Origin of the sequence: Altericista sp. CCNU0014 (assembly GCF_044923475.1) — a bacterium.
Classification (GTDB): domain Bacteria; phylum Cyanobacteriota; class Cyanobacteriia; order Thermosynechococcales; family Thermosynechococcaceae; genus JAAURS01.
In genome coordinates, this window is sequence record NZ_CP137338.1 from 796355 (window position 1) to 817024 (window position 20670).

Here is a 20670-nt window from a genome sequence, read left to right on the forward strand (position 1 = left end):
GACAGTCTTTCTAGAACCTGACAAGAGGAAATAATATTTCTGCAATACATCTATCGATTTCCAAATCGTTGATGGCGAAAGAACAGAAAATTATCTCCATACTCCGAAGCCACAAATTCAGAGGTCGTCATTAACTGACCGATTTCTCGAGCTTGCTGGCGGTAATCCTTGCGATCGACGATTTTGGCAGCCGTCTCTGGATCGGCTTCTAGCGATTGAGGGTCTACTGCATAAACTCGGTAGAGCAAGCTCTCGGCGGGAATCGAGCTTAAATCTTCTCGAAAATCGCGGTCGGGGGTTTCAGGAAATTGAATGCTAGGGTTGGGAACTAAAAATATTTGATAGGGGAAGTAGGGCGTTTCAATAGGATTTCCATTCCGATCCACCTTTGCTAAATCCTGCAAGTAAAGCTTGGTGGGAAAGCGGGTCACCCGCTCAAAAATCCAATTGATGAGACGGGGACCAAAATCGCTGACGACTGGAACAATATTAGACATTTCGTTGGCAAAGAAATTGTAATTCTTCCCCTGTCCTGCCAAGGAAACCAAAGCCGAAAAATTCTCTGATGGTTTGCCATCGATCAATAGTTTTAATGCCAATCCTGGAGCAAATCCTCTTGCTGCGGGATCGCCAGTCAGAGAGAGTCGAACTAAGCAATGTTCTGCACCTTGAAACAGTCCTGTAAATGGGACATTAGGAGATGGCAAAAATTTGGCCTGAGCGACGACACCGTGGGCGTGAATCGCTTTTTTCCAAGACTGGGGAACCTGATCTGTTTTGAGATCCATTTTTACTCGAAGGGCAGTAAAAAATAAACCGATTGCATCAATGCGAGTCAATGGAGGTAAGGTTTGATAGCGAGAGGGTAAAATTCTTTCATTCCATAAATAGCGTTTCTTCTCTGCTGCCGATCGACTTTCGTAGTCGCTAGGCAGGGGAGCAATAGCAGCTTTTTGTCTCATCAGATCTTCCCTCGCTAGAAAGGATAAGTTTAGGATCGATGTCGATCTCCTTTGAAACAGAAGAGATCGATCGAGCCATCGCGATCGTCAAAAAAAGCGATCAAATTGAAAAATAAAGGGGGACTCAACCCATCCCCCAGTCCGAATGTTAATAACCAGAAACCCCTACTCGTCGCCAAGGCGCAAAGGCATGGGGAACTCTGAATAAAGCTGGCTTCAACTTAGGATAATGGCGTAAAATGACATCGATCATCGTAGTTTTATCGATGAAATCTAAGCCAAACTGCGTATAGACTTCCTTGCGGTAATCGTCCGTAAAAAAGCGATCGCTCTTTAAACGGCGAGAAGCCATCAAGATAAAGACGCGAAAAGCCGTATCGCTAAATCCAAAACCCTGGGGCAAATCTTCCGCATACATGCCGACCATCAAATCGACTGCTTCGAGGTCGTTATTGTAAACTTCTCGCAGTTCCTTTGCCCAAACTGGATTTTTAGGACAAATTTCTTCAAAAGAGTTCACCCGTCCCATGCCAATTAACTCTCGGAACTTATTGTAACGAGGAACGCCTCGCTCTCGATCGCGGAGGACATCTACCATGGCTAAATCGAGAGTTTGACCGTCATCCCGCACCAACGTCTGTAAAAAACGAGGATAGTTGTGCAGCGTAATTGCACCTGGATGAGCGATCCCCAAAGAGTACCAAAGATCGTTGATATCGATTTCTGCCATCAAGCCGCGCGTGCGGTTCCCCGCAACTTCTTGAAAGTTCTTTTCTGCCAGAAACTTTCCATTCGCAATAGAATAGAATTTCCAATCGTCGGGGATGAGGGGATGCAGGCGATACACGGAGACAAACTCTTCCGTCAAAGCGTAGGGCGCAGCGCCGTGATCCTGATGACTGCCGACAATACCGCTCAAAGCCTCGCCCCCTCCCACTCGACCGAACAAATTCTTAACGTGCTGCCCGAGTATCCCCCACCAGTTAGCAGCCATGGCAATTTGGAGGGCAGGATGAGATAAAATTCCGGGGGTCCATTCCACCGTATGGATTTTAGCCGTTAAGGCCGCATTGATTAATCGGGCTTTGTCAAATAGTTGACCGTCGTTCCAGTCAGGGTATCGTTTTTTGAGTTCGTCGCAAAGGTAGTTGTGTTCTTTAGCGAACGCAGTATGCAATAAGCTCAGACCTACCCACCAGTTGTCGTTAAACCCAGTGAAGTCAATACCGGGATGGGTTGGATCTTCTAACAGAAACCCATCTTCACCAATTTTGATTTTGCCGTCTTTATGGGTGCGTAACTCGTGCACCTTTTCAAAGGTACTCCCATAAATTTGAGATCCGTCCCACCAGTGGGTCACTTCGTTGATATGGGTTGGTAGGGCGGACGCGTCCCCTTCCAGACGAGAAGGATCGGGAGAGGTTTCATCGATGTTCATCGGACGGCGGTCTTGGGGCCAAGGATCGTCTTCCTTCAGCGGGATATTGATTTTCTTATTGGGATTGTTGCTGCCGTGAGAAAACCAATCGTGGTTTTGGAACTGAATCCACGCTGCTGCAAGCACGTTCAAACTGGTAGCGGGTTTGAATTCTTCCCGAGTCATCAATCTGCGACTAATTTCCCGAGGATTGGGGTTTAATAAATTCTTTGAATCGGGGAATGCATCTTCGATCGGCGCATTGCGACCGAAGCGCGCTCCTACCATTCCCATTTCAGGGTGTTCTAAGTCGTTATAACTACCATCCTCCATTCGCGCCGATAAATGGCGATCGCCATCTGGAGGAGCAGGATGGGGAAGCTTCTCTTTATCTGCAAATTGAGATGTGTCGTGCAAGTTATTTTTACGCAATTGCTCGCGAAATTGCGCCAATGCCAGCAAAGCAAGAAAAGTCGGTCGCTCGTGCCAAGGTTTTGTAGCCATTTCAAATTTCCTTTAATTCAAGTACTTTTGCTCGCCAAAGATAATGTTCTTACTCTCCGCATCAACCAGACAATTGCAGAACAAACCAGATACTATTAGAGCCTGGGTTGACGATAGATATTGTCTCGATCGAGATTTACCTTAATATTTATTCACAAAAAGCACTAGGTGATATCCAAGAAAGATTTTCAAGACCTCCACAATAACTGAGAAAAGACAAGATTTTCTGTCATAGCATTTTTATAATAGGATTTAACCTTAGGATCGCCAAAGTTGCTTCATCTAAAACGAGCTTTTATCAAGTCAATACAGCTTCATCACTTGAGCGTTTAAATTCTCAACCAATCTAGCGACTGGTATTTTTTCGTCAAAACTAGTCGAAACCAAACATTCTGCACGCTTAAGTTAAGACAACCTAACATTAATTCTTAGAACTTCCAGTATCAATCTACTACTTTAGTAATAGCAGATTCAAGAAAATCGCGATATTTAAACATATCTTTATTATTCGCTCTTAGAAAAACAGACTTAACCAGACTTTAAGAGTCTATTGCTTTTCTTCTTCATGCATGCATATTAAATCCTGTAACAATCTATGGACAATTCTAGAAGTCTTTCACTAAAGTTATATTGGTCAACTTGCGGTGAACTTTTCTTTCGGCTTGCTGAGATAAAATATAAATTAACAGCTTTTTAGATAAACTCTGAAGTACTTGCAGAGAAAATTATTGATTTGTCTTCAGTCTAAGTTTATAAAAATTTAAGTACAGACAACAAAGTAAGTTTGAATTGACAAAATAGCTCTATATTCAGAATTTATCGACGCTTAGAAAATGAGTCTATTAAGCTAAAGATTTATTAATTTCTTGATACTTAAGGTCAGTTTATACATATTAAATCAATCATTAAATAGATAGCATTCCTTACGCTTGAATTCATTTAGTTATAACTATTAAGATTTATATTGTCTACAAAGGAGTTCAGCTAAAGATGTCGAATGATATAATATTCGAGCCGTTAAAATTTCGTAACTTAACTGTTAAAAATCGTATTTTTCGATCTAATATATGCGGGCGTTTTGACAATTACGATGGTTCTGGCAATCAAGCTCGCATTAATTGGGAAAGGAAATTTGCGAAGGGAGGCGTTGGGGCGATTGTTACCTCTTTTGTGCCAGTCACGATCGAAGGAAGAATCGTCCCCAACTACGCAACGATTCATCGAGACGATCGCATCCCGTTCTGGCAAAAAGTTGGAGAAATGGCCCACGAGTACGACTGTAAATTCATCATGCAACTCAGTCACTCTGGCCGACAGCGAGATCTTGCCGGGGTGGAGAACCCTAAGATTGCAGTGAGTTCCACTGGCAAAACAGAATCTTTTCACGGGTTGCTCTGCCGTTCGCTGGCTCAAGATGAAATTAAGACTATCGTAAATGCCTTTGCAAAAGGCGCAGGACGCGCAAAAAAGGCCGGCTTAGACGGCGTAGAGCTGCACGGCGCGAATGGTTATCTGATTACTCAATTTCTCAGCTCCGGCATTAACGATCGTACTGATGAGTATGGCGGATCTTTGCAAAATCGGGCGCGGTTTGTGTTGGAAATTGTGGAAGCGGTGCGAAAAGAGGTGGGAGACGATTTCCACTTCCAAATGAAGATCAGTGCAGAGGATTTTAACAATGCCGTCATTCCTTGCGAAAAACAGGGCAATAAACTCGAAGATACTTTACAAATTTGTCAGTGGCTAGAAGAAGCTGGCATTGATGCCATCCACGTCTCTGTGGGCAGTATTTTCCCCCATCCCCTCAACCCACCCGGAACATTTCCCTTAGAAGGTATCTATGCGACGGATCGCGCCGTCAGTTCCTACGACACCATGCTATCCAGCGGCAACCAAACCTTCCGCAACTTTTTGTTGTTCAAATTCCCTATGTTGCACAAAATTTTTGAATTGCTTTGGTACCGCGTGCCTCGCAAAGTTTTCAAAGCTCCCAACGCGATCGCCGGGCTGCCGCTCAAGGCTGAAGATCTGCACGCGGAGTTTCTGCAAGGCATGGCCTTGGAAGCAATGCAAAAATTATTAGATACCTATCAAGGGCGCAATTTGGCCTATTCCAAGGCCATTAAAAATGCAGTTAAAATTCCCGTCATTTGTACTGGAGGCTTTCAACAGGCTTCTTTGATTCGCAAGGCGATTCACGAAGGATTTTGCGATGGCGTTAGCATGGCGCGGATGTTGGTTGCCAATAACGACCTAGTGCAGCAATTTCAAGCAGGCAAAGATATTCCAGAACGTCCTTGTACCTACTGCAATAAGTGTCTGTTGAATACCTTGGAAAATCCGCTGGGTTGCTACGAACCCATTCGATATGGGGGAGACTACGAAGCCACGATCCGCGAGGTGATGACCGTATACGATCCCCCGCCCTTTCCCGTCTTAGAATCAGCAGGAATCGGTTAGCAATCTGTAAAAACGGATCGATCTTCATTCACGATTTACTCGGTGCGACGATGAAAACCCTCATTCAAAAACTATTGACGCTTGTCGGTGGAATAGTGTTGGTCCTGCTTTTGATCGTGTTTCTTTCGATCGGGCCGTTGCCGTGGAACAATACCTCTGCCAGTTTTGCCGATATTGACGAACATTTCCGCTACGGATCCATCGGCGGAGAAAGTACGAATGGGCTTCCCTATTGGGTTTGGAAAGTACTCCCGACCATGTTTGCGGACAAATTGCCGGGCGAAGGCTATCAATCCCTCGGCTTTATGCAGGAACCTGGTAGAGACTTACCGATTGGCTTTGCAAAAAGTAAGGTTAACGGTTTAGAAGTCGTTACCCAAAATTGTGCGACTTGCCACGTGGGGCAGGTCAGAACGTCCCCTAACAGTAAACCGCTGTTCGTTTCCACCATGCCGTCTCATAACGTGGACTTGGGCGGTTATATCCAATTTCTGCGCGACGTTGCAGTTGACCCCCATTTCAACGCTCAGGAAATGATGCCCTACATTGAAGCGAGCGGAGCCAACCTGAATCCTCTAGAGAAGCTCCTGTACCGTTTTGTGGCGATTCCCCAAACCAAGGACGCGCTGATGATTCAAGGCAATCGCCTTTCATTTATGGATCGACAGTCCCCCTATGGTCCCGGTCGAGTAGATACCTTTACCCCCTATAAAACCTTACGGTTCAACTTTCCCAAGGATAAATTGGCTGACAGCGAACTCCAGGGCATCTCCGACTATCCCCCCGTTTGGAAACAGCGGGCCAGGGACGGTATGCAATTGCATTGGGACGGCAACAATGACTCCGTAGACGAACGAAATAAAAGTGCTGCGTTAGCCCTCGTCCAACCCACTACCATCAATTTTGCGTCCATTCACCGGGTCCGGGATTGGCTCTTTGACGTTCCCCCACCGAAATATCCTTTCCCGATCGATGCGGAGCTAGCCACCCAAGGCAAAACCCTTTACGAAAATAGCTGTGCCAGCTGTCATGCCTTTGGCGGGACAAAAACCGGAACGATAGAACCGATCGCGGAAATCGGCACCGATCGCGGTCGCCTGGATTCCTACACCCCCGAATTGGCCGCCAATCAATACGCGCTTTTTGCGGGCATTACCTACCAAGGAGAAGACCAACGGTTCACCCATTTCCGTAAAACCGACGGTTACGCCAACTTACCCTTAGATGGGGTCTGGCTGCGCGCTCCCTATCTCCACAACGGTTCTGTTCCCACGCTCTGGGATTTATTGCAAAAACCCAGCGATCGCCCCACTACCTTCTATCGAGGTAACGACCTATACGTTCCCGATAAAGTCGGTTTTGCAACCGATGTCGCGGCAGAAAATGGCAAGCGCTATTTCCCATACGATACCCGCTTGCCCAGTAACGGCAACGGCGGTCATCTCTACGGCACAGAGCTTTCTGCTGCGGACAAGAAAGCATTGCTGGAATATCTCAAAGGCATTTAAGCGGCTGCGGAAGTCTCCTGAATTCTGCTGTCGCCATCACGAGATCGCCACTCTTCCCTGTCATTCCACGAGTCTTATGGAACGATTTCTTCTCCTCTCCCAACGATTTTTCGCCCTGCTGTTGGCCTGTTTCTTAAGCATGGGAATCGTCTGGACCGATCGTTGGCTGCCGGGTCCTTTCAGCATCCCCTCCGCCTACGCTCAAACGGTCTCGACCGAACCGTCCTTTAGCGCGAGCGAGACCGAGCAGTATGCCGAGGTCATGCCCTATTGGCTGTGGGTCGTGTTGCCTCGCATCTTCCCAGAATATCTAGACGATAAAGGAGGCTATCTTTCCTTAGGATTCGCATGGGAAGCAGGCGAGAAAACTCCTGTAGGCATCGCAACCGATCGAGCGGGAGGGATAGAAATGGCATCCCTCTCCTGCGTTGCCTGCCACGAAGGAGGTCGAAATTTGTCGGATTCTACCTCAAAGCCGAGTTCCGCTCGATCGACGAGTCAGAACCTTCAATTCAATCACGAGCGCTACCATCAATTTTTCGTCAACTGCGCTCGGGATCCTCGTTTTACGGCTGATTATATTGTGCCAGCCATTGAATACAATCATCGACTCTCGTGGTTGCAAAAACAGCGCTATCGGTTATTAATTCCCAAGCTTAAAAATCGACTTCTGGCCAAAGCTGAATAATCCTTCGCCCGATTACGGGTATTTATTATGAACAAATTTTTAAAGTGGTTTAATATCGTTACACTTGTTGGCGTGCTGATTAACATCCTCGGGATGGCATTGCCATTTATTTTCACGCCGCAGTGGTATCTCGATTTTTTCGGTCTACCAGGTGGAGGCGGCTCTGTAATCTGGATGCGACAGGCCGGCCTGCTGCTATTTTTTATTTCGATCCTGTACCTCTCGGGAGGCCGCGATCCCATCCGTTATAGCTTAAATGCAAAGTTTGCCATTCTCGTCCGAATGGCGATCGGGAGTTATTGGTTGTGGCTGGTTTTTGTAGAGGGGCAAACGCGTTCCTTCTTGATATTTGGCATTCTCGACTGCACGTATGCTGTATTCAATGGCATTCTGCTTTGGTTGGCGCTCAAAAATAATAAACTTGAATTCAGTGCAAAATAATACTTTGGGTGATGAGTTAATTCAAGCTTTAAGGGGTATTTTTCAGATTTAAGGCGTTTCTAGAATTTCTATCGCTCGTGGATACCGATTCCAGGACGTTTGCTCATACAAATGACGATTAGCGCTGGATTTCCGCGACAAACTCAGAAAAGTTAGCTTATCTAGGTCGGCAATATATAATTTAGGAAAGTAAGCATGCCTGATGTGTTAAGAATGCTGCAAATTAAATTTTGACGACCCACGCGACCTTTATGCGGAGTCATTGATGGCCGACGCGACTAGTAAATCACCGAAAGAGCAACAACACCCCCAGTGGGGGTCCGATCGCCAAGTGGTCAATCAACTCCTGGCGGGGGACCCGATCGACTTCAACCTTGTCGAATTAGCCCGCCTGCTGATTCGGTATCGAGGGTTTCCGGGCGGGCGCGATATCCAAGCCGATCTGGAAAAGACTCTGAAACGATGGAAACTCACTGAAGAAGAGCTGTTTGCGAAAACGCGACAAATTCACGCACGCGAGCCCATCTATACAGTACGCTCGAATAAAAAGGAAGATTGGAACTAATCCGCATCAGGATAAAAGCTCATGCCCCTGCAGATTTACCTCATCCGCCACGGCTTGGCAGGAGAACGGGGAACCTATGAAGACGATCGCGAGCGCCCTCTGACGGCTAAAGGGCAATCCAAAACCAAGGCCGTTGCCCAGCAGCTCAAAGCCTTTGGTCTATCTTTCGATGAAATTTTGACCAGCCCTCTCGTCCGCGCGCGCCAGACTGCCGACATTTTGCTTCAGGCTGATCTCGCACCCCATCTCTCCACAACGGACGCCCTTGCGCCCCTAGGTTCTTTTTCCAGTTGGCTGGAATGGCTCCAAGCTTGGCGGCAGGGCGACAGCGATTCGCTCGCCCTCGTGGGGCACGAGCCAGATCTGAGCCAATGGGCCGAATTGCTGGTTTGGGGAGAGGTGCGGGGCGCGCTTCAACTCAAAAAGGCAGGCATCATCGGCATCGAGATTCCCGACAACGTCGATCCCCTTGGAAATAGCATTCTGTTTTGGTTGACACCGCCAAGACTCTTCGTTTTGTCGTAAAAGAGTAAAGGTAAGCATGCAGTCAACCCTTTATCGAGAGAAACCATGGCAGTTTGCGATTATCAACCTGGTTTAGAAGGCATTCCGGCTGCCCAATCTCAGGTCAGCTATGTAAACGGACAAGAGGGCGTTCTAGAGTATCGTGGCGTTGCGATTGAAGAGCTGGCCGATCGCAGCAGCTTTTTAGAAACGTCCTATTTGCTGATCTGGGGCCAACTCCCCACTGCCGAAGAACTGGCTGCCTTCGAACACGAAATCACTTACCATCGCCGCGTTAAGTACCGCATCCGGGACATGATGAAGTGCTTTCCTGAAAGCGGTCATCCCATGGATGCGCTTCAGGCTTCGGCTGCGGCGCTGGGGTTATTTTATTCTCGACGTAACTTGCAAGATCCGGCTTACATCCGAGCAGCCGTCGTGCGCCTGTTGGCCAAGATTCCAACCATGGTGGCGGCGTTTCAACATATCCGCAAGGGGAACGACCCAGTGCCGCCTCGGGACGACCTAAGCTACGCCGACAACTTTTTGTACATGCTCAACGAGCAGCAACCCGACCCCTTTTTTGCCCGCATTTTTGACGTGTGTCTGATTCTCCACGCCGAACACACCATGAATGCCTCCACCTTCTCGGCCCGAGTGACCGCCTCTACGCTGACGGATCCCTACGCGATCGTCGCGTCTGCGGTAGGCACCCTAGGCGGGCCGCTCCACGGCGGAGCCAATGAAGAAGTGATTGCAATGCTAGAGGAAATCGGCTCTGTAGAAAAAGTGGTGCCCTTTGTAGACGAGCGCATTGCCCGCAAGGCGAAGTTTATGGGATTTGGACACCGCGTGTATAAAGTCAAGGATCCGCGAGCCACAATTTTGCAGAAACTGGTCGATGAGATGGTGGCACGCTACGGCAGCGATCGCTACTATGACATCGCTCGCGAACTCGAAACGGTCTTAGCAGATCGGCTCGGGGACAAAGGCATTTACCCCAATGTCGATTTCTACTCGGGCTTAATTTATCGCCGCTTCGGAATCCCAACGGACTTGTTTACGCCCATCTTTGCGATCTCCCGCGTGTCGGGTTGGCTGGCCCACTGGAAAGAGCAGTTGGAAACCAACCGCATTTACCGCCCCACCCAGATTTACGTCGGTCAGCACCATCAGCCCTTTATCCCGATGGAAAAACGCTAGACCTCTCTGAATAAGGCTACTTCGACAAAAAATAAACCCTTGCGGCAACTGATGGACTTGCGAACGACGGAATGCCCTAAGTTTTTCATGCCAGCCCAAAGGAAATTCAATCCGATGGATGCTCTATAGACGAACCCACTATAGATATACTGTTAAGGGGCCAAGCCCTGCCAGTTCTGTTGAACCAAAGTCGAGGACCATGAACCCAGGGATTGACCTTCAACAACGCTTCATTGAAACCTTAACCAGCCTCGGACTTCCGAGCGGTGCTGCCAAAGCAGTCTGGATGCCAGTTCCCATGCTCCTCATGATTTTTGGAGCGACGGTGGGAGTTTTGGTTTCTGTATGGCTGGAGCGCAAGATTTCTGCCGCCGCGCAGCAGCGGATTGGGCCAGAATTTATCGGCCCTCTTGGCATTTTGGCCCCCGTTGCCGATGGTATCAAGCTCGTCTTTAAAGAAGATGTCGTGCCTGCCAACGCCGATCCGTGGCTCTTCACCCTCGGTCCGGCGATCGTCGTGATTCCAGTTTTTTTGTCCTACCTGATCGTACCCTTCGGCGAAAATCTGCTCGTATCCAACGTGGGTATTGGCATCTTCTTGTGGGTGGCGCTCTCCAGCATTGTGCCGATTGGCCTGCTGATGTCAGGATACTCCTCCAACAACAAATACTCCCTACTGGGCGGTTTGCGGGCTGCGGCCCAGTCCATTAGCTACGAAATTCCGTTGGCGCTGGCAATTTTGGCCATCGTGATGATGTCTAACAGCCTGAGTACGGTCGATATCGTCGAGCAGCAGTCTGGCTATGGCATTCTGGGCTGGAACGTCTGGCGACAGCCGATCGGATTGTTGCTGTTCTGGGTTTCCGCCTTGGCTGAATGCGAGCGGATCCCCTTTGACTTGCCCGAAGCTGAAGAAGAAATTGTGGCCGGGTATCAAACCGAATATTCCGGGATGAAGTTTGCCCTTTTTTACCTGGGTTCCTACGTTAACTTGGTGCTATCGGCGTTGCTCGTTGCAGTGCTGTATTTCGGCGGTTGGGATTTCCCCATCCCGCTCGACACAGTGGCAAATCTGCTTCATATTGAGACCGATAACATCATCTTCCAGGTGGCCACGGCATCTTTGGGCATTACGATGACTATGCTCAAAGCCTACTTCTTCATCTTTCTAGCAATCTTGCTGCGCTGGACCGTTCCACGAGTGCGGATCGACCAGCTTTTGGATCTTGGGTGGAAGTTTTTACTGCCCGTCGGCCTAGCCAACCTGCTTATCACCGCAGGCTTAAAGTTAACCTTTCCCTTCGCTTTTGGCGGTTAGCGTCACCCAGATTTCTTGAATTGAGCAGAACTCAACGATTGGAGAAGGTCTAGAATGCTGAAATTTTTGAACAAAGTGGGCGACTACGCCAAAGAGAGCGTTCAGGCCGCCCGATACATCGGGCAGGGGCTTTCGGTTACCTTCGACCACATGCGCCGCCGCCCCATTACGGTGCAGTACCCTTACGAAAAACTGATTCCTTCAGAGCGCTTTCGGGGCCGAATTCACTTCGAGTTCGATAAGTGTATCTCCTGCGAAGTTTGCGTGCGGGTCTGTCCCATCAACCTACCCGTGGTGGATTGGGAATTTAATAAAGAGTTGAAAAAGAAACAGCTCAAGCACTACAGTATCGACTTTGGGGTCTGTATTTTCTGCGCCAACTGCGTCGAATACTGTCCCACCAACTGCCTCTCGGTGACAGAAGAGTACGAACTCTCCACCTTTGACCGTCACGAGCTTAATTTTGACAGCGTGGCGATGGGGCGTTTGCCCTACAAGGTTACGGACGATCCGATGGTGACGCCCATTCGAGAATTTGCCTACCTGCCTGCAGGCGTTATGGACGGTCACGATCTGGCCAAAGATCGACTCAGAGCAGGGCAGCATCCTGAGGAAATTGCCCAGGCTGCCGAATCTAAGAAAGAGGAGAGTACCCCGTGAATTTGGCTGAAGGCGTTCAGTTTGTCTCGTATATCATCCTGGCAGTGATGATGCTCGGTGCGGCTCTTGGGGTGGTGCTGTCGGACAAGATTGTCTACTCTGCCTTTTTATTGGGCGGGGTCTTTATTAGCATTGCGGGCATTTATTTGTTGCAGAATGCAGACTTTGTTGCCGCTGCCCAGATTTTGATCTACGTGGGTGCGATTAACGTTTTAATTTTGTTTGCCATCATGTTGGTGAACAAAAAAGAAGAATACGTGGCTGTCCCTAGGCGCTGGCTTCGAAAAGGGGCAGCGGCATTTGTCTCCGTAGGTTTATTCGTGCTTTTGGGCATCATGCTCCTCAAAACGGACTGGAAAGTGGATGTGTCAGCTCCTTCTCCAATCTCGCCGATTCAGACGATGGGCGAGCATTTCTTTAGCGACTATCTGCTTCCCTTTGAGCTGGCCTCCGTACTGCTGCTCATGGCGCTGATTGGGGCGGTGGTCTTGGCCCGCCGGGAGACAGTGGTGGGAGAAGAGACTGCGATTGTCGGCGGAAGCCCTGCACCTGTCTTAGAGCTGCCAGAGCGTCCCCGCGAGCCTGTCGCTTAACGACGCTAGCTTTTGTTTGAGTTTTGGAATAGCACTATGCCCTTAGAATTTTTTTTGATGATTGCAGCGGCCCTATTCTGCATTGGCATTTACGGACTGGTGATCAGTCGGAATGCGGTGCGAGTGCTGATGTCGATCGAGTTGCTTTTGAATGCGGTCAATATCAATTTGATTTCCTTTTCTAATTTTTTAGACCGCCCGGCGATTAACGGCCAAGTTTTTACGGTGTTTGTGATTACGGTTGCAGCAGCGGAAGCGGCAGTGGGACTTGCCATTATTCTTTCTATCTATCGCAACCGCGATACCGTGGATATGGAGCAGTTTAATTTGCTGAAATGGTAAAGCCTTAGCGGCAGTCTGGATAGTAGCGAAAGCGCCTAGCAAGATATGCTAGGCGCTTTTTGATGTCCTTGTCTTCGGCAGGAACTCAGTCGCCCAATGCGATTTTGGCTGCTGGACTTTGGGCGATCGCATACTGTAACAGCGCCAGCCAAGGCTGCATGTCAATCGCCAAAAGCTGTCCTAGTTTCAGAAACGGCTGCACGTTGGGGAGGCGTTCTTCCGGGTCGAGCGCATCGGTGCCTATGGAGAAATGAAGCGTGGGCGACCCGCGATCGGAGACAGAAATGGTCGCTATTTCGAGCTGAAGGACGTGGGGCACCCATCGCTTTTGAAGAAACTGAATGTAAAGCTCTTGGAGGCGATCTTCCTGGATTTTGAGATGCATCCGGCGGAGCAACTCGAGCAGGTCTCTAAAGTCGTGGAGGAGCGCTAAGTTGTCGTGGTAGAGCGATCTCCAGAGCCAATCCTTCAGCAGCTTGTTGATGGGATGCGTCACGATGTCCAGGCTGAGATGACAGCCTAGATGCTGGGCTTCAGCGGAGATCGCCGCTAGTTCTGCCAGTTGGACGCGATAGTAAGGTTCGCAGGCAGAATCCTCCGCAAGGGGCGAAAGCAGCGACTGAATCGTTTGCGTCGCCCGATGGCTGAGGGCGACCTGAGCTGCCACGAGCAGTTCTTGGGGTGCTTCCAGATCGTCGTGGCGATAGGCCGTCAGAAGGCCGTAGTTATCGCGGTAGACTTGGGTGTACATTTGAGCGAGGCGCATGAGCGTCGCTTGGGAGAGGAGGTCTAGAAGCTGGTGGCGATCTTCGGCAAAGAGGTTTTGGATGCCGTAGTAGCGATCGCCGAAGTACTGGTTCATCGTCAGAACCAACCGCGGCGCGCTGGCCAGCTGCAATTGCTCGAACAGTGCCTGCTTCAGGGCGGTGTAATACGGACGGCCCGTAAAGGGCTGAATCACGACGTGAAAGTCCCAACCGCCCATGTGCAGCACTGCAAAAATGATTTGACTGGTCTCTCCAGTTGCGTCGGCAGTGAGCTGAAGGTGGCCGATTCCTAAGGCAAGGTTGCCCGTACGATGGATCTCGCAGTCCCACTGACGGGTTTGGTAACTGTAGGTCCACGACTCCTCTGGGTAAGTTCGAAAGAGCGAGCGCATGGCATAGTTGGCTACCACCTGATGGAATGTCACCTGAGACGACAGCACGAGATGGCGGTAGACCCCTGCCCCGTTCTCAAACTGTTCTATATTGCTGGGGGCCAGGGCGAGATGCTGAACGAATTCTGGCTCTAGGTTCGTGCCGGAGACTTCCCCCGCTAGGGCGATCGCCTTGGCCGCGTAGCGCAAGATTTGCACGCCCTCCGGACGGGACAGTTCTTCAAAAAACCAACCGCAGCTCGTGTACATGAGGAGCGCGTAGCGCTGAATTTCCAGCAGGCGTAGCGCGTCGACCTGCTCGGCAGCAGACAAGGGATGGTGCTGGTGCCGCGCGAGCAACCGATCTTTGGCTTCGGACTCGGTGGGATGCGTCCGCGCGAGCAACACGCTGATGTAATCATTGCGAGCGGCCCACGGATCTCGGAACAGGATTTCTCCCAATTCGGTATAAATCTGGGCCAACTGATCGCGCAACCAATCCAAGGCATCGCGCAACGGTCGCCGCCACTGCTGGTGCCATACGCCGCCCTCGCCGCCGCACCCGCAGTCATCCTGCCAGCGACCTACGCCGTGGGAACAACTCCAAGCCGTAACGGGCTTAATTTCGACCTCCCAAGCGGGCGGGTGAAGGCTGAGGAAATGGGCGAAGTTGGTAATCGTCCAGCCCCGTTGCGGCAGGATGTGGCGAAATCCGTAGGCGAGCGATTTTTCGGTACCGCGCTTGTGGTGGCCGAAGGTCTCGCCGTCCGTCGCGATGGAAATCAGCTGAGCGCTGTCCCGATCCTGCCGCACGGCTTGCCCCACTCGGTTGGCAAACTGCTCTGAGCTGTTGAGGACGTCTTCAAATCCCATCCCCCTCGAAATGGGACCGTCGTAGACAAAGATATCGATGTAGTCGCGGGTGCGATTGCCGCCTGCCAAAAAACAGCGATAGGGTCGGGTGGGGTCGATTTGCCCGCCCCCCACATCCTCCCAGGGATAATCCATGCCGTTGGGATCGGCCTCCGGTGCGATGGGTCGGCATCGCTGCACTTGAGAAGGAGCCAAAACAATAAACTTAATGCCCTCTTCGATCAGCGCTGCGAGGGTAGGGTAATCTACGGCAGCTTCTGCCAGCCACATGCCTTCAGCTTCGCGGTTGAAGCGCGCCCGAAAATCGGCCATGCCCCAGCGGATTTGAGTGACTTTGTCCGAATGGTTGGCCAGAGGCAAAATGATGTGGTTGTAGACTTGGGCGATCGCGTTGCCGTGGCCGTCGAGCCGCAGACAGCTATTGCGATCGGCCTCCAGGATGCGCTGGTAGACCTCAGTATCGTACTGTTCCAGCCAGCTCATTAGGGTGGGACCGATGTTGAAGCTGAGGTACTCAAAATTGTTGACGATCTCCACGACTTCGCCAGTGTCGTTCAGAATGCGGGCGAAGGCATTGGGACGATAGCACTCGTGGCAAATGCGCTCGTTCCAATTATGGAAAGGGGCCGCGCTGGACTGACGCTCGATAACGCCAATGTAGGGATTCTCGCGCGGGGGTTGGTAGAAATGGCCGTGGAGCGTGACATAAACGCCCTGGGTTGGTTTCGCGATCGCGCGTTCGGGGTAAGCGGTAGCGAGAGATCGGGCGGGATCTGTAGAGAGTCGGCCTGGATGGCTGTCCTGAATGGCTTTCAGAAACTGAGTTGGATTGAACTGTGCTTCCATAAGATACGCAATCGGAGGGGTTCCCTTGAAGCTCAGCTCTATAGCTAAAGCCGTCCTTAAGGCACCCTAGACGATCCCCATGCAAGCGTGGCGATCCCTCAATAGAAATTTATTAAGTTTTGTGTTTCTACGAGAAAGCCGAGCCGTTAAAATTGCAGCTCGCGAGTCCGTCTCAAGATTCACGAACGCGTGGGTTTTTGGTCGGTCCAGACGAATCGATCGCTCACCTGGACCTGTCCGTCTACGACTCGAACGGCAAATTTAGGAACGGTAATGCTGGGGTCGTCCAAGCATTCGCCAGTCGCGAGATTGAAGTTGTGCTTGTAGACGGGGGATGCCACTTTAGGGATGCCGTTGCGATCGCCGACAATCCCCCGCGACAGGACGTGGGCCTTGCTGAAGGGGTCGTAGTTGCCGATGGCATACACCTCCGTTCCATCGCCGATGCGAAAGACTGCAACTTGGCGATCGTTCACCAACGCGCAGACGCCCGTGTTGATGGCAATTCGATCTAAAGGACAGACGGTCGTCCACTGCGCTGCCGAGAATTGAGTCAATTGCGGGTCGATCATAAGAATGTAGAAAATGAAGACGAGTTAGGCTTGAGGGGAACGACGAGGGCGACAAGGTTGGCACCCGCAGCAGGCAGAGACGCTAGACCGTTTCAACGCCTAGGAGTTGGCGCTCGTGTTCGTAGGCCGGACGCTGTTGACCCCGCTCCTCAACGTGGATGAGATGGGGATCGGGGCGGTCGGTGTTGACGAAGTGGGTAAAGCGCTGAAGTCGGGTGGAGTCGTCGAGGGTTGTTTTCCACTCGCAGGCATAGGTGGCAATCTGATGGGCCATTTCGGCTTCGAGCTCGGCACAAATGCCGAGGGAATCGCGAACGATGACCTGTTGGAGAAATTCCATGCCGCCTTCGAGTTTGTTGAACCAGGTTGCGGTGCGCTCTAGGCGATTGGCGGTGCGAATGTAGAACATTAAAAAGCGATCGATGTAGCGAATCAGGGTTTCTTTGTCCAAATCTGCCGCTAGGAGTTGGGCGTGCTGGGGCTTCATACCGCCATTGCCGCAGACGTAGAGATTCCAGCCTTTTTCGGTGGCGATGATGCCAAAGTCTTTGCTTTGAGCCTCGGCGCATTCGCGGGTGCAACCGGAAACTGCCGACTTCAGTTTGTGGGGTGCCCGCAAGCCGCGATAGCGGAGTTCTACCTCTATGGCAAGACTGACGGAATCCTGAACGCCAAACCGACACCAGGTGCTGCCCACACAAGATTTCACCGTGCGCAGCGCTTTTCCGTAAGCATGGCCGGATTCGAATCCCGCTTCCACCAGACGCGCCCAAATTTGAGGTAATCGATCGACCCGCGCGCCCAGTAAATCGATCCGCTGCGCGCCCGTGATTTTGGTGTAGAGTCCGAACTCGCGGGCCACTTCGCCCAGCGCGATCAGCTTATCGGGCGTAATTTCGCCGCCGGGGATGCGGGGGATGACGGAGTAGGTCCCATCGCGCTGGATGTTGGCTAGATAGGCGTCGTTGGTGTCTTGCAATCCGGCATGGGGTTGGTTGAGGATGTAGTCGTTCCAAGCGGACGCTAAGATGGAGGCTACGGCAGGTTTGCAGATTTCGCAGCCCAGTCCGGTGCCGTGGCGCTCTAGGAGTTCGTCGAAGGTGTAGATTTGATGCGATCGCACTAAGGCGTATAAATCCTGGCGGGAGTAGGCAAAGTGCTCGCACAGGTGGTTTTTGACCTCGATTCCGGCTTTTTTGAGTTCTGCTTTCAGCAGGTCCGTCACCAACGGCACGCAGCCGCCGCAACCCGTTCCGGCATTCGTGCATTGTTTGACGCTGGCAATATCCCTTAATTCTCGGGTTTGAATGGCCGTGCAGAGCTCGCCCTTGGTCACATTATTGCAAGAACAAATCTGCGCCGTGGCGGGGAATTGGTCTACCCCCATCTGGACGGCGGCCCCGCTGCGCGGCGGCAAAATCAGATCTTCGGGATAGGGCGGTAGCTGCATTTGGTTCTGCACGAGCTGCAGCAGGGTGCCGTAGCTAGAAGCATCGCCGATCAAAATGCCACCCAGAAGGCGAGAGCTGGTCTCATCCACCACTAGCTTTTTGTAGGTGCCCTGCATCGCGTTGCTGATGGCAATTTCCCGCGCGCCGGGGGTTTTGGCAAAGGCATCGCCAAAACTGGCCACATCAATCCCCAACAGCTTCAGCTTGGTGGACATGTCCGCTCCGGTGAAGCTATTGCTGCTGGCCGGATTGCAAAGATGGTCGGCGGCGACTTCCGCCATCCGATAGCCCGGCGCGACGAGACCGTAGATAAAGTTTTTGTAAAGCGCGCATTCCCCAATTGCATAGATGTTGCGGTCTGAGGTTTGGCAATGCTCGTTAATGACAATGCCACCGCGCTCGCCAATCTCGAGGCCGCACTGACGCGCCAGTTCGTCTTGGGGGCGGATGCCCGCCGAAAAGACGATGAGGTCGGTTGCGAGGTCCGTGCCGTCGGCGAAATCCATCCGGCAGACTTTGCCCGTCTCGTCTCCTAAAATTTCGAGGGTGGATTTTCCCGTGTGGACTGCAACGCCCAGGGACTCGATTTTTTGGCGCAGTACGATCCCTCCGGCGTCATCCACTTGCACGGGCATCAAGCGCGGCATGAACTCGACCACGTGGGTCTCCAGCCCTAAATTCTGGAGCGCATTGGTGCATTCCAACCCCAATAACCCGCCGCCAACCACGACGCCAATTTTGCAGGTTTTGGCATAGGCGGCGATCGCTTCGAGATCCTCAATGGTGCGGTAAACAAACGTCCCCGGTAGATCGTTTCCCTTAATGGACGGTACAAACGGGTAGGAGCCAGTTGCCAGAACCAGCTTGTCGTAATCGACCACCACGCCGTTAGCAGAAGTCACGGTTTTGCGATCGCGGTCGATTGCAATGGCCTTATCGCCGATGTGGATCTGGACTTGGTGGTCTTGGTAAAACCCCGGTTCGACCAGGGAAAGGTCTCCTGCCGTCTTGCCCGAGAAAAAACTGCTCAGATTGACGCGATCGTAGGCAACGCGGGTTTCTTCGCAGAAGGTGACGATTTCCCATTGGGCCTCTTTCGCGATCGTCCGCTCTATAAATCTGTGGCCGACCATGCCATTCCCGATCGCAACCAGTCGATTAGCCATAGCTCAAGATGCCTGTCGCTGAATAAAATTTGTCTACCGTTAGGCTAGGTAGATCGATCGGGTTATTTTGTATTGATGGATACCTACGGCTTGACGAGTTTGATTTAATGCATTGAGAACGAGCGCTTTTTACATAAGTTCTTGCAGTCTTTGACAGAGCTGAGCGTTTTGTTCGTCGGTGCCGACGGTGATGCGCAGCTTGTCTGCAACCCCAGCCACATCAAAGTGCCGGACCAAAATTCCCCGTGCTTTTAATTGCTGCTGGAGGGCGATCGCAGCTATCTCTCTTGGCGGCTGCACTAGCAAAAAATTACCCTCCGACGGCCAAACCCGGAAGCCGAGCGCTGCGAGATCTCGATGCAAGATGGCGCGCGATCGCAGCACTTTCCGGACGTTACTGTTTTTGTAGGGCTGGTCTCGAATGGCAGCCGCTCCGACGAGGGCGGCGATCGCGTCCACGGCGTAGCTGTCTTTGATTTTGTTGAGGTCTCGGATGAGGGCGGGATGGGCGATCGCAAAACCAAGCCGCAGCCCCGCTAAAGAATAGCCTTTGGATAGGGTTCTGAGAACGATAACGTTGCGGTATTTTTGAACCAGATGGAGGGCGTTGGTACTCGTGAAATCCACGTAAGCTTCATCGACGACCAAGAGTCCCTGAAGGTTAGCGGCAAGCGTCTCCAGGTTATTGATTGAAACGACATTACCCAAGGGGCTATTGGGGGATGCGACAAACGTGACAGCGCCTTGGGCGTCTAGGATTTCTTTGAGTGGAAAATTAAAGGCTTCGTCGTAGGCGATCTCGACGGGTTGGGCTTCCTGAACCTGGGCCACCGCTCGGTAGTACACGTAGCTCGGCATGGGATAGATCGCAGTTTCCCCCGGTTCGACAAACGCTCGCACGACGAGACCGATCAATTCGTCGCTGCCGTTGCCGACGGCAATCCAATCGGGGTGCACGTTCAGAACCTCGCCGACGGCCTGACGCAGGGCGACGGTCGTGGGGTCCGGGTAGCGTCTGAGCCATTCTGGATCGAGGGTTTGGAGTACCCGAAAGACTTCTGGGGAGGGCGGATAGGGGTTTTCGTTGGTATTGAGTTTGATGACTGAGCTACCGGGGGGTGGCTGTTCGCCAGGTGTGTAGCCTGCAATAGATTGAAGGTGTTTTCGTAAAAAAGGCATGGGTCTAACAAGCGCTATCCACGTTCACCTTAAATTGAAATCGCGAAGCTACGCCATCGAGAAATGCGGTTCGATTGGCACCTCTGTGTTTGGCATAATTTGCCCTTCTCAATTCAACGCGTCCCGAAAATGAGTAACATTGGAATGGCAACTCGGCACTGTAATCCCATGCAGATCGATCGCATCCTCGCCAAAGCGGTACCAAAGTCCGTTATTGACGCTGAGCGAATAAGAGCGATCGCCTACAGCATGGATACGCTGGTGCCAGGGTTTTACGTTT

At 51.3% G+C, this 20670-nt stretch carries 17 protein-coding genes; 11 read left to right on the top strand and 6 right to left on the bottom strand.

The annotated features are described in order from the left end of the window. Window positions 1–50 precede the first annotated feature (50 nt). Both R6H26_RS03990 and R6H26_RS03995 read right to left on the bottom strand, forming a co-directional pair. Complete coding sequence (locus R6H26_RS03990) at window positions 51–962, bottom strand: hypothetical protein (RefSeq protein ID WP_404788539.1); 912 nt, start codon at window positions 960–962, stop codon at window positions 51–53. A 148-nt stretch (window positions 963–1110) separates the two neighbouring features. Beyond that, a complete protein-coding gene (locus R6H26_RS03995) occupies window positions 1111–2883 on the bottom strand; it encodes a peroxidase family protein (RefSeq protein ID WP_404788541.1) in 1773 nt (590 codons plus the stop codon). 990 nt (window positions 2884–3873) lie between these two features. Between R6H26_RS03995 and R6H26_RS04000 the strand changes: the two genes are divergently transcribed. The 11 genes from R6H26_RS04000 (at window position 3874) to nuoK (ending at window position 13165) form a co-directional block, all read left to right on the top strand. Beyond that, complete coding sequence (locus R6H26_RS04000) at window positions 3874–5343, top strand: NADH:flavin oxidoreductase (RefSeq protein ID WP_404788542.1); 1470 nt, start codon at window positions 3874–3876, stop codon at window positions 5341–5343. A gap of 50 nt (window positions 5344–5393) precedes the next feature. Next, a complete protein-coding gene (locus tag R6H26_RS04005; RefSeq protein WP_404788544.1) occupies window positions 5394–6851 on the top strand; it encodes a c-type cytochrome in 1458 nt (485 codons plus the stop codon). Window positions 6852–6927: 76 nt separating this feature from the next. Continuing rightward, window positions 6928–7539 (top strand): hypothetical protein, encoded by a 612-nt coding sequence (locus R6H26_RS04010; RefSeq protein WP_404788546.1) that lies wholly within the window; start codon window positions 6928–6930, stop codon window positions 7537–7539. A gap of 27 nt (window positions 7540–7566) precedes the next feature. Then, on the top strand, window positions 7567–7980 hold the full coding sequence (locus tag R6H26_RS04015) for a hypothetical protein (protein ID WP_404788548.1): 414 nt from the start codon (window positions 7567–7569) through the stop codon (window positions 7978–7980). A gap of 265 nt (window positions 7981–8245) precedes the next feature. Next, window positions 8246–8545: a DUF3288 family protein gene (locus tag R6H26_RS04020; protein ID WP_404788550.1), complete on the top strand. Its 300-nt coding sequence runs from the start codon at window positions 8246–8248 to the stop codon at window positions 8543–8545. Window positions 8546–8572: 27 nt separating this feature from the next. After that, window positions 8573–9070 (top strand): phosphohistidine phosphatase SixA, encoded by a 498-nt coding sequence (gene sixA, locus R6H26_RS04025; protein ID WP_404791199.1) that lies wholly within the window; start codon window positions 8573–8575, stop codon window positions 9068–9070. Between the two features lie 45 nt (window positions 9071–9115). Beyond that, window positions 9116–10252, top strand: coding sequence for a citrate synthase (locus R6H26_RS04030; protein WP_404788552.1), 1137 nt, complete (start codon window positions 9116–9118; stop codon window positions 10250–10252). Window positions 10253–10451: 199 nt separating this feature from the next. Beyond that, window positions 10452–11570, top strand: a complete 1119-nt coding sequence (nuoH, locus tag R6H26_RS04035; protein ID WP_404788553.1) for an NADH-quinone oxidoreductase subunit NuoH — start codon at window positions 10452–10454, stop codon at window positions 11568–11570. A gap of 54 nt (window positions 11571–11624) precedes the next feature. Further along, window positions 11625–12230 carry an NAD(P)H-quinone oxidoreductase subunit I gene (gene ndhI / locus R6H26_RS04040; protein WP_404788555.1) on the top strand — a complete coding sequence of 202 codons (606 nt, stop codon included), beginning with the start codon at window positions 11625–11627 and terminating at the stop codon, window positions 12228–12230. Beyond that, on the top strand, window positions 12227–12823 hold the full coding sequence (locus R6H26_RS04045; protein ID WP_404788557.1) for an NADH-quinone oxidoreductase subunit J: 597 nt from the start codon (window positions 12227–12229) through the stop codon (window positions 12821–12823). Before ndhI ends, R6H26_RS04045 begins: the two co-directional genes overlap by 4 nt. A gap of 36 nt (window positions 12824–12859) precedes the next feature. After that, the gene (gene nuoK / locus R6H26_RS04050; protein WP_404788559.1) at window positions 12860–13165 is read left to right on the top strand and encodes an NADH-quinone oxidoreductase subunit NuoK; all 306 of its coding nucleotides are present in this window, start codon (window positions 12860–12862) and stop codon (window positions 13163–13165) included. 85 nt (window positions 13166–13250) lie between these two features. On the opposite strand, the gene R6H26_RS04055 is transcribed toward nuoK, so the two are convergent. From R6H26_RS04055 to hisC, 4 genes are all read right to left on the bottom strand, one after another. Then, window positions 13251–16022, bottom strand: a complete 2772-nt coding sequence (locus tag R6H26_RS04055) for a DUF3536 domain-containing protein (protein ID WP_404788561.1) — start codon at window positions 16020–16022, stop codon at window positions 13251–13253. Between the two features lie 179 nt (window positions 16023–16201). Next, window positions 16202–16594 carry a nitrite reductase small subunit NirD gene (gene nirD, locus R6H26_RS04060; protein ID WP_404788563.1) on the bottom strand — a complete coding sequence of 131 codons (393 nt, stop codon included), beginning with the start codon at window positions 16592–16594 and terminating at the stop codon, window positions 16202–16204. Window positions 16595–16676: 82 nt separating this feature from the next. Continuing rightward, window positions 16677–19211, bottom strand: a complete 2535-nt coding sequence (gene nirB / locus R6H26_RS04065) for a nitrite reductase large subunit NirB (RefSeq protein ID WP_404788565.1) — start codon at window positions 19209–19211, stop codon at window positions 16677–16679. A 129-nt stretch (window positions 19212–19340) separates the two neighbouring features. Next, window positions 19341–20390 (bottom strand): histidinol-phosphate transaminase, encoded by a 1050-nt coding sequence (gene hisC, locus R6H26_RS04070; RefSeq protein WP_404788567.1) that lies wholly within the window; start codon window positions 20388–20390, stop codon window positions 19341–19343. Between the last annotated feature and the right edge of the window lie 280 nt (window positions 20391–20670).